General features: G+C 61.8%; 11 protein-coding genes. 2 read left to right on the top strand and 9 right to left on the bottom strand.

Annotated elements, in window-relative coordinates; all coding sequences use genetic code 11:
• Positions 1-38 precede the first annotated feature (38 nt).
• From BJN45_RS06930 to BJN45_RS06920, 3 genes are read right to left on the bottom strand one after another with little or no spacing between them, the layout of a single operon-like run.
• A complete protein-coding gene (locus tag BJN45_RS06930; protein ID WP_076093389.1) occupies positions 39-3179 on the bottom strand; it encodes a DUF3427 domain-containing protein in 3141 nt (1046 codons plus the stop codon).
• Positions 3180-3216: 37 nt separating this feature from the next.
• The gene (locus BJN45_RS06925) at positions 3217-4506 is read right to left on the bottom strand and encodes a type II toxin-antitoxin system HipA family toxin (protein WP_076093387.1); all 1290 of its coding nucleotides are present in this window, start codon (positions 4504-4506) and stop codon (positions 3217-3219) included.
• Positions 4506-4829: a helix-turn-helix domain-containing protein gene (locus BJN45_RS06920; protein ID WP_076094188.1), complete on the bottom strand. Its 324-nt coding sequence runs from the start codon at positions 4827-4829 to the stop codon at positions 4506-4508. Before BJN45_RS06920 ends, BJN45_RS06925 begins: the two co-directional genes overlap by 1 nt.
• A gap of 254 nt (positions 4830-5083) precedes the next feature.
• Between BJN45_RS06920 and mutS the strand changes: the two genes are divergently transcribed.
• Positions 5084-7663 carry a DNA mismatch repair protein MutS gene (mutS, locus tag BJN45_RS06915; protein WP_076093385.1) on the top strand — a complete coding sequence of 860 codons (2580 nt, stop codon included), beginning with the start codon at positions 5084-5086 and terminating at the stop codon, positions 7661-7663.
• Positions 7660-8622, top strand: coding sequence for a metallophosphoesterase (locus BJN45_RS06910; protein WP_076093383.1), 963 nt, complete (start codon positions 7660-7662; stop codon positions 8620-8622). Before mutS ends, BJN45_RS06910 begins: the two co-directional genes overlap by 4 nt.
• Positions 8623-8640: 18 nt before the next feature.
• Here the strand turns inward: BJN45_RS06910 and BJN45_RS06905 are convergent, their stop codons facing one another.
• From BJN45_RS06905 to BJN45_RS06880, 6 genes are all read right to left on the bottom strand, one after another.
• Entirely contained in the window at positions 8641-9141 is a 501-nt protein-coding gene (locus BJN45_RS06905) for an FKBP-type peptidyl-prolyl cis-trans isomerase (protein ID WP_083650971.1), read from the bottom strand.
• Complete coding sequence (locus tag BJN45_RS06900) at positions 9138-9608, bottom strand: peroxiredoxin (protein ID WP_076094183.1); 471 nt, start codon at positions 9606-9608, stop codon at positions 9138-9140. The genes BJN45_RS06905 and BJN45_RS06900 overlap by 4 nt, the downstream gene beginning before the upstream one ends.
• Before the next feature lie 90 nt (positions 9609-9698).
• Entirely contained in the window at positions 9699-9989 is a 291-nt protein-coding gene (gene ftsB / locus BJN45_RS06895; protein WP_076093381.1) for a cell division protein FtsB, read from the bottom strand.
• A 7-nt stretch (positions 9990-9996) separates the two neighbouring features.
• Positions 9997-11280 (bottom strand): phosphopyruvate hydratase, encoded by a 1284-nt coding sequence (gene eno / locus BJN45_RS06890; protein ID WP_076093379.1) that lies wholly within the window; start codon positions 11278-11280, stop codon positions 9997-9999.
• 49 nt (positions 11281-11329) lie between these two features.
• A complete protein-coding gene (gene kdsA / locus BJN45_RS06885) occupies positions 11330-12169 on the bottom strand; it encodes a 3-deoxy-8-phosphooctulonate synthase (RefSeq protein ID WP_076093377.1) in 840 nt (279 codons plus the stop codon).
• Positions 12169-13806 (bottom strand): CTP synthase, encoded by a 1638-nt coding sequence (locus BJN45_RS06880; RefSeq protein WP_076093375.1) that lies wholly within the window; start codon positions 13804-13806, stop codon positions 12169-12171. Before BJN45_RS06880 ends, kdsA begins: the two co-directional genes overlap by 1 nt.
• Positions 13807-13815: the final 9 nt, after the last annotated feature.

Below are 13815 nucleotides of genomic sequence, written 5' to 3'. Positions count from 1 at the left end.
CTAGATAGGCACCAGCAAAGCCACAAGCCAACCTCCAATTACTCCCCGCGCAGAATACTGAATTCCCGGAACAAGCTTCCCGGCAATGGCACCGACAGACGCCACTGAATATTCATCGGTTTCTGCCCTTCCGCACGCTCCAGCATGACCGGGCCACAAGCGCGATAGGGTGTCCCTTTCGTCGTCCGGACAAAAAGCTGGAAACGCCAGCCGTTATCGGGGCTTTCCAGGTAGCGCCGCCCCGCCATCGTGTTCGGGCCGGCAGCATTCTGCGACTGCCAATGGAACAAATCAGCGCTGATGGCATAGTCGTGATAAGCGATCTGCGCGTGGTAGCCCTCGCTTTTATCGAGGGTTACAAACAGCAGTTCGACCTTGCGATCCTGTAGCGCAAGGACACCCGCCTGGAAAGGGGCGCGTTTGTTCGGTGTCAACCAGCCGACTGCGGTAAGGATTTCGCGGATTCCATAAGCCCCATGCAGACAGAGGGAAACATCTTCCAATCCAGGCACAGCGCGCTGCCTCAACACGCTTCTGGCTTGCAACACCTCGCCAATTTCCGCCAACTCGGCAAGATGCGCCGGGTGAGCCCGCAATCTTTCAAGAAACGCTTCGCCAGTACCCAGTTGCTGCTGTTGCGCATCCACCTGATAGGCAAGCATCTGCAGCAGGCGTTGCTCTCGTGCATCAACACATTGGTAAATCGCCGTCGGCTCGGCAATCCTGAAAAGCATGTCGGTACGCGCAGGATCATCCATGTGCAAAAGGTCGCTGAAACGACGGCCGAAATAATCGTCTTCGTCCCCCACCGGCATCGTCAGCAGGCCAGCATCGCGTTTGAGATTGGCCCACCCGGAACGACCGGTGCTGCGGTAGATGTCATCCAGTTCAATCCCCTGTTCCCTCAGAAAAGTGGCCAGGCGGATATTGCTGCGCCCGCGCAAAGCGGCGAAAGCCTGCAACTCGGTGCGCAGCCGGCGCCAGTTCTGCTGCACCAGCTTTCTCAGGCTGCGCAGCACTTGCTCTCGCGTCTGACGTTGCAACTGGATATGGCAGCCAGGCGGTAGTGTCCCGAAGCCTTTTTCGACCGATTCAACCAGTTGACCGCGCGAAAGCCCGGTAATCGTCGACAGCAGGCGATCGAAGCGGAACTCCTCCCGATGGCGTCCGACGAAATCGAGGATCAGGCAACTTTCCTTGCCTTTGGCCAAACGCAGCCCGCGGCCGATCTGTTGCTGGAACAGCACCGGGCTTTGGGTCGGACGAAGGAGCAACAGCGTATCGACCAGCGGCAGGTCCACGCCCTCGTTATAGAGGTCACAAGTAACGAGCGCCGCCACCTCGCCCCTGGCTAGCCTTTCCGGTGCGCGTCGCCGTTCTTCAAGGGGTGTATCGCCGACCACGCACAAGGACTTGATACCGGCTTGATTCAGCTTCGCCGTCATGAACTGCGCGTGAGCCACCGAAACGCAGAACAGCAGCGCCCGGCCACGGGTCAGATCGCCCGCCAGACGGCGCCATTCATTGAGCACCAAACGGGCGCGGGCGTCGTTACCGGTCACCAGCTTATCTACCGCCGCAAGTTCCCCGGGCTGCTGCCAAGGCACTTCGGAAAAGTCGGTCTCGTCATCACAGGCGTAGTACTCGAAGGGCGCCAGCAATTGTTGTTCGAGGGCATGCCAGAGCCGCAATTCAACGGCAGGTGAGCCATCCGGCCGATTGCTGAAATACCCAAGAATCGGCTTGCCATCGCTACGTTCCGGCGTCGCCGTCAGCCCCAGCAGGATGCGCGGCCGAACCGTGGTGACAAACGCGTCGAAACGGTCCGCCGCCAGGCGATGACACTCATCCACCACGACAACGTACCAGTGTTCAGCACCGCAACGCGCCAGCAAATCCCGCGCCGCTATGCTGTCGATGGTGGCAAAAAGGTGATCAAAACTTTGCGGAATCGCGCCACCGAGCAGCAACTCACCGAAAGCGTGATCGCGCAGCACCTCGCGGTAAGTCCGCAGGGCCTGCTTGAGGATTTCCTCGCGATGCGCGACGAACAGCAAGCGCGGCCGCCCGCCCTCCTGCTGACAGATGCGCCGGTAGTCGAAGGCGGCCACCACCGTCTTACCGGTACCCGTCGCCGCCACCACCAGATTGCGCCAGCGGTCGTGTTCCCGCTCGACGTACAGTTGATCGAGCATTTCCTGCTGATAGGCCTTGGGCTCAAGATCAAAATAGGTCGGACGGGCGACGATATCCTCGCCCGACTCGCGCTTGAGCGCCTCGCCCAGCGCCTGGCGGTGCGCCGGATTGGCCGGGTCATAGCGCTGGAATTCGCTGTCTTCCCAGAGCGTTTCAAAGTGTGCCCGGGCTCGTTCAAACAGGTCTGATTGCCCGCGCTCGGTGAATTTCACCGTCCATTCCAGACCGCCCATCAAGGCGGCGCCTGACAGATTGGCGCTACCCACATAGGCTGCACCAAAGCCGGTCCGACGTCGGAACAGCCACGCTTTGGCATGTAGCCGGGTCCGCCGGCCATCAAGGGAAACCCGGATTTCACAACCAGGCAGACGAGCCAGTTCATCGAGTGCCAGAATTTCCGTGGCGCCGGTGTAGGTCGTGGTCAACACCCGCAGACGAGTGCGCGGGAGACCGTCAGCGCCCTGAGCAGTGACCGACTGCAGGATGTCGAGCAGCTTGCGCACCCCGGAATGGGTAATGAAACTGACCAGGATATCCACCTGATCGCAAGCTGCCAGTTCCCGACGCAACTCGGTCAATAGCGAGGGAGAACCCTTGCCCGCCGTGAACAACCACGGTAGTGCCAGGCCGGTTGCCGGCATCTCGGGTGGCACCGACTGCCGATAGATGGCCCGCAGCACCTGCGGCGGAGTGGCCAACATATCCACCGCGGCGACGGCAGTTTCAGGCTCAAGACGCTGGCGCAAGCTGACGAGTAGGGAATTGACCAGATCCAGCTGACCGAGGAGTTTTTCTTTTCCCTCCCCTTGCATGTCTTCCAGAATTTTCTTGAGCTGGTGTGCCAAGGCATCGGTCAGGCAAGCAGGCGCATCTTGTGCCGTGAGCGAATCGAGCAGCCGGCTATCAGCGTCGGCCGTCCGGGAGAGCGTCTGCCATAGGGTCTCGGTAAGCAACTGATCATAGAGCCCCAGAGGTAGCGTCATGTCCGATTCCCGGATGATGAAAATGCCATTTTCACAATCATCGGAGCAAGCTGTCTACCAGAGTCATCTGCTCATGCTCGAAAGCCGGCGCGAAGTCATCGAGCTCCTCCTGCCGCAAGCCCACTTCCGCACTGAGTGCCACCTGCCGCCAGTTCGCCACTGCAGCATGTACTTCAGCCAGCACGGTGCGGGCCTGCGCTTCGTCCAGCCCGAAATAGGCGGCACGCGCCAGCAGCATGCCGACATCGGTGATCGGCCCATCCTGCTCGGACAGCCAGGTCTTAGATTCCCGGTCCTTTTCCGGAAACGGATTGATGTCGAAGGCCGGCGCCAAACGCCATTGGCCATGTGCCACATGCAGAAAGCCGTGGTTCTGCAGGTGGTCGTCCACATTGGTGATCAGTAGATTGAAAACCAGCCGGCGCCAGAGTTGCCGCACATCCTGCGTTGGAGCATGGCCGTGGGCGCGGATGGCGTCGGCGATCTCGGTGTAGCTGCGATCTTCGTCGCGCGAAGCCTGCAGTAGCGACGCGGCGGATTGATACGGGATGCGTCCATCCGCTTGGTCTCGATCGAATCGACCGATAACGGCCACCGGCACCTCGCCCAGCAAAACGACCCGTGCCGGTGCCGCATCAATGCCTGCCAATGCCGCCAGCTTCAAGGCCAGAACCTCACCACTGGTGACACTGCGAGCGTCGCCCACGCTCGGGAACTTGCCGATGGCGAGCCGGCCATCCTCGTCAATCAGTGTGCACTTGGGGCGCATGCCACCCAGTGACGTGCCCCTGCCTTGCAGATAGCGCAGATCTTCGGCAGTCTCATCACCGCGCTCCACAGCACGGCTGGCCAAAAATACCCGCTCCAGTTCGATCAACGGCGGTGTGCTGCGCTGCCCACTCATCGTCATCCGTTGCCAGGTGCCATTCGGGTCGCGCAGGCGCAGCGCGCCAACCCGGCTGAAGTCATCCACCGCAAGCAGGTAGTCCAGTTCCGTCAGGGCAGGCAGTCGCGGATCGTCCTTGCGCCGTTTGGCGTGATCTCGGGCGATGACGCGGCGGCCCCAGGCATCGGGCGCGGTGTCAGCGATAGCGCCGTGGAATACCGAATCATGGAGCGAGGCCGCCTTGTGTGACTGGTGCCCAGCCATCAGTTGCAGATCGGCCGAGACGTTGAAACGTGCCGTGCTCGCCAACCAGTCCTCGTCATAGGCAAAGGCACTGTTCTCGCGCCGTCCCTGGCGGACATAAACGAGCGAACCCACGGGCAGACCGACCTTACCGATACAGAGCTGTACCTGTCGGCGGATCGTGGCAACGACCGCCATCACAGCGCTCCCGACGAAGCTGGCTTGCTGCGCACTCGCTTGGGCAGGCGCTCATCCATCAGAGTCAGGCCGATATCGTCTTTAGCCGTATCCAGGAGGTTTTCCAACGCCTGGATTTCACCGAAGACATGCAGCGCGCGGGCGAAGAAGTGGATGGGCACTCGCACATCGCCTTTCTCCATGCGTCGTACGGTAGACACCGAGGCGCCCATGCGCTCGGCCAGCGAGACCTGGGAGATATGCCGGCGTCGACGCGCCAGGGAAATGTCGGCACCGAATTTCTGTATGGCCCGTTCGACGGGCAGCGGGATGTGGGAGTCCATGTCAGGCGTTCCGATGAGAGCGATCATGCTCCGTAAAAATTTTTTACAGGATCAATTCTATACAAGCAATGACGAACTTGAAACAACAACTCCTATCAGACTGCTTATTAAACAATAGAGACCTTATGGGAGCGTTATACGAAAACAAACCCTGATCTGTGCGGTCACCATGAACAAACCATAATCAACTCTCGCATGCGCTCACCGCTTAGTGCGCCCCTGTTAAAATCACCACCTTTTCCTCCCCTAGCACCATGAGCAAAACCGCCGACAGCCCCAAGCACACCCCGATGATGGTCCAGTATCTCGGGCTCAAGGCGAAGCATCCGAACACCCTGCTCTTCTACCGTATGGGCGACTTCTACGAGCTGTTCTACGAGGACGCCGAGAAGGCGGCGCGGCTGCTCGACATCACGCTGACCACGCGCGGGCAGTCGGCCGGGGTGCCGATCAAGATGTGCGGCGTGCCTTTCCATTCGCTGGAGCCTTACCTGGCGCGGCTGGTGAAGTTGGGCGAGTCGGCGGTGATCTGCGAGCAGATCGGCGATCCGGCGACCAGCAAGGGGCCGGTCGAGCGGGCGGTGGCGCGCATCGTCACGCCGGGCACGCTGACCGACGCGGCGCTGATCGACGACAAGCAGGACATCTGGCTGCTCGCCGTGACGACGCTGCGCAACACGGCCGGCATTGCCCGGCTGAATCTGGCCAGCGGTGAATTCATCCTGATCGAGGTGCCGGCCGAGCAAATCCCGGCGACGCTGGAGCGTATCCGCCCGGCGGAAATCCTCTACCCGGAAAGCTGGACGCCGAACTTTGGCGTCGATGTGGCACGTACACGCCAGCCGGACTGGTATTTCGATTTCGACTCGGCCCGGCGCCTGCTCTGCGACCAGTTCGAAGTCGCCTCACTTGCCGGTTTCGGTGCCGAAGGCCTGAAGCCGGCGATTGCCGCGGCCGGAGCCCTGCTCCAGTACGCGCAGGCAACGCAGTCGGGCAAATTGCCGCATTTGCGCGGGTTGACCGTAGAAATTGAAGGCGCTTACCTCGGCCTCGATCTCGCGACGCGGCGCAACCTGGAACTGACTGAAACCCTGCGCGGGCAGCCGTCACCGACGCTGTTCTCGCTTTTGGATAACTGCGTCACCAGCATGGGCTCGCGCCTCCTGCGCCACACGCTGCACCACCCGCTGCGCGACCGCGCCGTGCCGGCCGCCCGCCATGGTGCGGTCGAAGCGCTGCTCGACGATTACGGTCGACTGGCCGGCGAGACGAGAAAAGCCTTGCGCGGGATCGCCGACATTGAACGCATCGCCGGCCGCATTGCCTTGCGCAACGCCCGCCCGCGCGACCTCGCCAGCCTGCGCGAATCGCTCGCCCGCCTGCCGGAACTGCGCGCGCCGCTGGCCGGCACGCCGTCGGCTTTGCTGCAGCAATCCTTCGCCGAACTCGAAACGCCGGCGGAAGCCCTCGATCTTCTGGTCCGCGCCATCGCCGCCGAACCGGGCGCCCAGGTGCGCGACGGCGGCGTCATCGCGCCAGGCTTCGACGCCGATCTGGATGAGCTGCGCTCGCTCAACGACAACTGCGGCGCCTTTCTGGTCGACATGGAAGTGCGCGAACGCGAGCGGACCGGTATCGGCAGCCTCAAGGTCGAATTCAACAAGGTTCATGGCTTCTACATCGAGGTCACGCACGCCCACGTCGACAAGATTCCCGACGACTACCGCCGCCGGCAGACGCTGAAGAACGCCGAGCGCTACATCACGCCGGAGCTGAAGGCTTTCGAGGACAAGGCGCTGTCGGCGCAGGAACGTTCGCTGGCGCGCGAGAAGCTGCTCTACGAACAGATCCTCGACGTGCTGCTGCCGGTGGTGCCGACGCTGCAGACCATCGCCCGCGCCGTCGCCCAGCTTGATCTGCTCGCCGGCTTTGCTGAATCCGCCTTGAAGCGCAACTGGTGCAAGCCGGAATTTGCCTTGGAAACGCAGTTGACCGTGGAGGGCGGCCGTCACCCGGTGGTCGAGAACGAACTGGCGCAAAGCGCCGAGACTTTCATCGCCAACGACTGCCTGTTGGCCGAAAGCCGGCGCCTGTTGCTGATCACCGGCCCGAACATGGGCGGTAAATCGACCTACATGCGCCAGGTCGCGCTGATCGCCCTGCTCGCCCACATCGGCAGCTTCGTGCCCGCCGACCGCTGCGTCCTCGGCCCGCTCGACCGCATCTTCACCCGCATCGGCGCTTCCGACGATCTGGCGTCCGGCCGCTCGACCTTCATGGTCGAGATGACCGAAGCCGCCGCCATCCTGCACCACGCGACGAACCAGAGCCTGGTGCTGATGGACGAAATCGGCCGCGGCACCTCGACCTTCGACGGCATGGCATTGGCCTTCGCCATCCTGCGCCACCTGATCGACAAGAACCGCAGCCTGACGCTGTTCGCCACGCATTATTTCGAGCTGACCCGGCTGTCGCACGAATACAGCGAACTGGCCAACGTGCATCTCGGCGCCGTCGAGCATAACGACCGCATCGTCTTCATGCACGCCGTCGAGGAAGGCCCGGCCAACCAGAGTTACGGGATTCAGGTCGCGGCGCTGGCGGGAATACCCGCCGCCGTCGTGCGGGCCGCGCGCAAGCAGTTGCGCGAATTCGAGCAGCGCGCCGTCGCCGACCCGTTGCAGCCGGACCTGTTCGCACAGGCACCGGAGCCGGAAATCATCGAGCCCGAACCACATCCCGTCGTCGAACACCTGGCCGCCATCGATCCGGACAGCCTGACGCCGCGCGAGGCGCTTGATGCCCTGTACGCGCTGAAAGGCCTGCTCAAGTGAAGCGCTGGCGCAATCCTGCGGTCGACCTGCTTTTTTGCCTGAAAACCGCGTTGACCGCAGCATGCCTCGTTTTCGTATTGCCGGCGGCTGCCGAAACCTGGCGCTTCGGCCTGATCGGCGACGTGCCCTACTCGGATCGCGAACGCGCCGAACTGCCGAAAATGCTCGACGCCATCGCCGACAGCAATGTCGATTTCGTTGCCCACATCGGCGATATCAAGCATGGCGCCGATCGTTGCGACGATGCGGTATTCGCGGACCGCTACCAGCTTTTCGAAAGCAGCCGGGTGCCTTTCGTCTTCCTGCCAGGCGACAACGAATGGACGGATTGCACGCGCCTGAACAACGGTTCCTACGATCCGCAGGAGCGCCTGAACAAATTGCGCAGCCTGTTCTGGCGGGACAATTTCTCGCTCGGTCAGCGCAAGCTGGCACTGGAACGCCAGTCAGACGCCTATCCCGAACATTCGCGCTTTCGCCTCGGACCGGTGCTGTTCGTCACCTTCAACCTGCCTGGTGGCAACAACAACTGGGGCATGACGAGCGAGCCACGGCCGGAGTTCCTCGCCCGCAATCCGATGGTACTGGCCTGGCTGAAGGACAGTTTCGCGCTGGCCCGGCGGGAAGAACTGCGCGGCATCGTGCTGATGTTCCAGGCCAACCCGGGTTTCATCCATCAGGCGCAGGGGTTTCCGCACAGCGGCTACCGGGATTTCCTGACCACGCTGCGTCATGAAACGCTGCACTTTGCCGGCCAGGTGGTCGCCGTTCATGGCGACACCCACATCAGCCGCATCGACCACCCACTGCGCGACGCCAAGGGCCAGCGGATCGCCAATTTCACCCGGGTCGAAACCTTTGGTTACCCGCTGATGGGGTGGACGCGCGGCATCATCGACAGCGATGCGCCGACGCTGTTCCGCTTCGAAACCAGCGCCTGGCCGCCGGCCGGACGCTGATTTCCTGTGGCTGCTGCCTTAGTGGCATCCTTCCTCGTCGTCTTCCGGATTGTGCACGTGGCCGTGTTCGAGTTCGTCGGCACTGGCCGGGCGAATTGCCGTCACGGTGCAGGTGAACACCAGCGCGCTGCCGGCCAGCGGATGATTGCCGTCGAGCACGACCTTGTCGCCTTCGATGTTGGTCACGCGGTAGATGATGAAATCATCGTCGCCGCCCTCTTCCGGACCGCCCTCGAACTGCATGCCGACCTGGAGTTCCTTGGGGAAGTCCTTGCGCGGCTCGACCTGGACCAGCTCCGGATCGTATTCGCCAAAGGCTTCGTCCGGCTGCAGCTTGACCTGCACGGATTCGCCGATGCCCTTGCCCTGCAGGGCTTCCTCGATCTTCGGAAAGATGTCGTCGTAACCGCCATGCAGATAAACGAGCGGATCGCGCCCTTCATCCACGACTTCGCCGTCGGGGTCGGTCACATGGTAGTCGAGCGTGATGACTGTGTTCTTGGCAACCTGCAGGTTCATGAATTGAGTTCCTTCACGAGGCCCAGCACTTCCTGTGCATGGCCCTTGTAATTGACGTTGTAAAGCGCATGGCGGATGACGCCGCTGCGATCGATGACGAAGGTTGAACGGACGATGCCGAACTTCTGCTGTCCATCCACCTCCCTGGCCTGCCAGACGCCGTACTGGCGGCAGACCTCGCCTTCGGCGTCGGACAGCAAACCGATGCCGATGCCTTCCTTGTCCCGGAAATCCTGGTGTTTCAGACAGTCTTCCCGGTTGATGCCAAGCAGGATGCAACCCTGCTTGCTGAAATCCCCCTCGTGATCGGCAAAGTCGGTGACTTCGCGGGTGCAGCACGGGGTGCCGTCCTTGGGATAGAAAAGCAGGACGACGTGTTTGTCGTTGAGACAATGCGCCAGATCGACAGTCTCCATATCGGCATCCGGCAATACAAACAATGGGGCCTTATCGCCATTCTTGAGCAGCATGATGTTCTCCTTGAGCGCTCGGGGCGGGACTGCTGAGAACGATTCTAGCTGACGAAAATGGTGATGACTACTGCGGTCGACAGGTATTTACGGGCGTTTTTCGACGGGCCGCTCGGGGATCTGGACGAAGGTTTCATCCTGCTTCACCATGCCCAGTTCGAAGCGCGCGCGCTCCTCGATGGCGTCGTAGCCCAGCTTCAGGTCGCGGACTTCGGCATCGAGGCCCGCGTTCCGGATTTCCAGCTTGCGTGTTTCTTCCTTCTGGTACTTCAGCTGCCGGTCGTACTCCCATACCTTCAGCCATCCTCCCTTGCCCAGCCACAACGGGTACTGGAGGAGGACGATCAAGGCGAGGAAGCCGACCGTCAGCCAGCGCATTCAGCGATCAGCGCAGGTTGTAGAAGGTTTCGCGACCGGGGTAGGAGGCGGTATCGCCGAGATCTTCCTCGATGCGCAGCAACTGGTTGTACTTGGCGATGCGGTCCGAGCGCGACAGCGAACCGGTCTTGATCTGGCCGGCATTGAGGCCGACGGCGATGTCGGCGATGGTGCTGTCTTCGGTTTCACCGGAGCGATGCGAAATCACTGCGGTGTAGCCGGCGCGCTTGGCCATTTCGATGGCGGCAAAGGTTTCCGACAGCGTGCCGATCTGGTTGATCTTGATCAGGATCGAGTTGCCGATGCCCTTCTGGATGCCTTCCTTGAAGATGCGGGTGTTGGTGACGAAAACGTCGTCGCCGACGATCTGCACCTTGTCGCCGAGGCGGTCGGTGAGCAGCTTCCAGCCGTCCCAGTCGGCTTCCGACATGCCGTCTTCGATCGAGACGATCGGGAACTGGTCGGCCAGGTTGGCCAGGTAGTCGGTGAACTGGGCCGAGGTCAGCTCCAGGCCTTCACCGGCCAGCTTGTACTTGCCGTCCTTGTAGAACTCGGAAGCGGCGCAGTCGAGCGCCAGCAGCACGTCCTGGCCCGGCACGTAACCAGCAGCCTCGATTGCCTGCATGATCAGTTGCAGCGCTTCGGCATGGCTGCCGAGGTTCGGGGCAAAACCGCCTTCGTCGCCGACGGCGGTCGAGTGACCGGCCTTGTCCAGCAGCTTCTTCAGCGCGTGGAAGATTTCGGCGCCACAACGCAGGGCTTCGCGGAAGGTATTGGCACCGACCGGCATCACCATGAATTCCTGGATATCCAGGCTGTTGTTGGCGTGCTCGCCACCATTGATGATGTTCATCATCGGCACCGGCATCTGCATCGGGCTCATGCCGCCGAAGTAGCGGTACAGCGGCAGGCCGGATTCTTCGGCAGCAGCCTTGGCGACAGCCATCGAGACGGCCAGGATGGCGTTGGCGCCGAGACGCGACTTGTTGTCGGTACCGTCGAGTTCGATCATGGTCTGATCGATGAAAGCCTGTTCCTGGGCGTCGAGGCCGATGATCGCCTCGGAGATTTCGGTATTGATGTTCTCGACGGCCTGCATCACACCCTTGCCGAGGTAACGGCTCTTGTCGCCGTCACGCAGCTCGATGGCTTCGCGCGAACCGGTGGAGGCACCGGACGGCACAGCCGCACGGCCCATGACACCGGACTCCAGCAGCACGTCGGCTTCGACCGTGGGATTGCCGCGGGAATCCAGGATTTCGCGGGCAACGACATCAACGATAGAACTCATGTCTCTTCCTTGTAATCAAAAGGTTGAAATGGATTTTTAAAGCAGATTATTAAAACTTCAATTCTTCAAAACCAGCGGCTTTTGCCGCGCGGTCGAGCGCCACCAGCGTCGCCAGCAGGCTTTCCATGCGCTCCAGCGGCCAGGAATTCGGGCCGTCGGAGAAGGCCTTTTCCGGGCAGGGATGGGTTTCCATGAACAGGCCGGAAATGCCCACCGCCACCGCCGCCCGCGCCAGCACCGGAACGAATTCGCGCTGCCCGCCGGAAACCGTGCCCTGCCCGCCCGGCAACTGCACCGAGTGGGTGGCATCGAAAACCACCGGGCAACCGGTCTCGCGCATGATCGCCAGCGAGCGCATGTCGGAAACAAGGTTGTTGTAGCCGAAGCTGGCACCGCGTTCGCAGACCATGATGTTGTCGGCGCCGCCATTGACTTCACGCGCCTTGTCGACGACGTTCTTCATGTCGCCCGGCGCCAGGAACTGGCCCTTCTTGATGTTCACCGGCTTGCCGCAGGACGCCACGGCATGGATGAAATCGGTCTGCCGGCACAGGAAGGCCGGCGTCTGCAGCACGTCGACGACGCTGGCGACCTGCGCCACGTCGTTACCGTCATGGACATCGGTCAGCACCGGCACACCGACCTGGGCACGCACGCTGTCGAGGATCTTCAGGCCGCCGTCGAGGCCGGGGCCGCGCACCGACTTGCCGGAGCTGCGGTTGGCCTTGTCGTAGGACGCCTTGAAAATGTAATGAATGCCGAGTCGACCGCAGACTTCCTTCATGTGCGCGGCAACATCGACGCACAACTGTTCGGATTCTGCGGTACACGGGCCGGCGATGAGGAAAAAAGGCTGGTCAAGACCAGCCTCGAAACCGCAGAGTTTCATCAGTTCTTGCCCTGCTTGCTGGCCAGCGCAGCCTTCACATACGACGTGAACAGCGGGTGGCCCTGACGCGGGTTGGAGGTGAATTCCGGATGGAACTGGCAACCGACGAACCACGGATGGACGTCGGCCGGCAGTTCGACCATCTCGCACAGATCGGTACCCGGTGCCCGGCCGGCGACGACAAGGCCCTTTTCTTCCAGCTGGGCCAGCAGCGTGTTGTTCACTTCGTAGCGATGACGGTGACGCTCGGTGATTTCCGGCGCACCGTAGATCTGGCGGGCCAGCGAACCTTCCTTCAACTGGCAGACCTGGGCGCCGAGACGCATGGTGCCGCCGATGTCGGAATCCTCGCTGCGCTTCTCGATCTTGCCGGAAGCATCCAGCCACTCGGTGATCAGGCCGATCACCGGGTACGGCGTGTCGGCGGCGAATTCGGTCGAGTGCGCAGCGGTCATGCCGGCAACGTCACGGGCGAACTCGACGACGGCGAGCTGCATGCCGAGGCAGATGCCAAGGTACGGCACCTTGTTTTCGCGGGCATAACGGATCGCGGCAATCTTGCCTTCCGTGCCACGCCGGCCGAAACCGCCCGGCACCAGGATGGCGTCGAGGTCTTCGAGGACGCCGGTACCGTTCTTCTCGATGTCTTCCGAGTCGAGATAGACGATGTTCACTTCGCTGCGTGTATGGATGCCGGCATGCTTGATGGCTTCGATCAGCGACTTGTAGGACTCGGTCAGATCGACGTACTTGCCGACGAAGGCGATCTTCACCTGGTGCAGCGGATGCTCCAAGGCGACGATCAGGTTCTCCCAGACGGTCAGGTCGGCGGCCTTGGCCAGGATGCCGAGCTTGTGGCAGACGATCTCGTCGAGCATCTGTTCGTGCAGCATGCCCGGGATCTTGTAGATCGAATCGGCGTCCAGGCACTCGATGACGGCTTCCGGCATGACGTTGCAGAACAACGCGATCTTGCGCCGTTCCTCGACCGGAATCGAGCGGTCGGCACGGCACAGCAGGATGTCCGGCTGGATGCCGATCTGGCGCAGTTCCTTGACCGAGTGCTGGGTCGGCTTGGTCTTCAGTTCGCCGGCGGTCGGAATGTAGGGCAGCAGCGTCAGATGCATGTAGCAGACGTTGTTGCGGCCTTCCTCGATGCCCATCTGGCGGATCGCTTCCAGGAAAGGCAGCGATTCGATGTCGCCCACCGTACCACCGACCTCGACGATGGCCACGTCGGCACCTTCGGCGCCAGCCTTGACCTTGTCCTTGATCTCGTCGGTGATGTGCGGAATGACCTGCACGGTCTTGCCGAGATACTCGCCGCGCCGCTCTTTCTTGAGCACGGTGTCGTAGATCTGGCCGGTCGTGAAGTTGTTGCGCTTGGTCATGCGGGCGCTGGTGAAACGCTCGTAATGCCCCAGATCGAGATCGGTCTCGGCGCCATCCTCGGTGACGAAGACCTCTCCGTGCTGGAAGGGACTCATCGTGCCGGGGTCGACGTTGATGTAGGGGTCAAGCTTGAGGTGGGTAACCTTGATGCCGCGGGATTCCAGAATGGCCCCCAGCGACGCGGCGGCGATGCCTTTGCCCAGAGAGGACACGACACCACCTGTAACGAAAACGTATTTGGTCATGGAAAGACA

This window comes from Azonexus hydrophilus, assembly GCF_001956855.1.
GTDB lineage: Bacteria > Pseudomonadota > Gammaproteobacteria > Burkholderiales > Rhodocyclaceae > Azonexus > Azonexus hydrophilus_A.
This window is presented reverse-complemented; position numbering and strand designations above follow the sequence as displayed.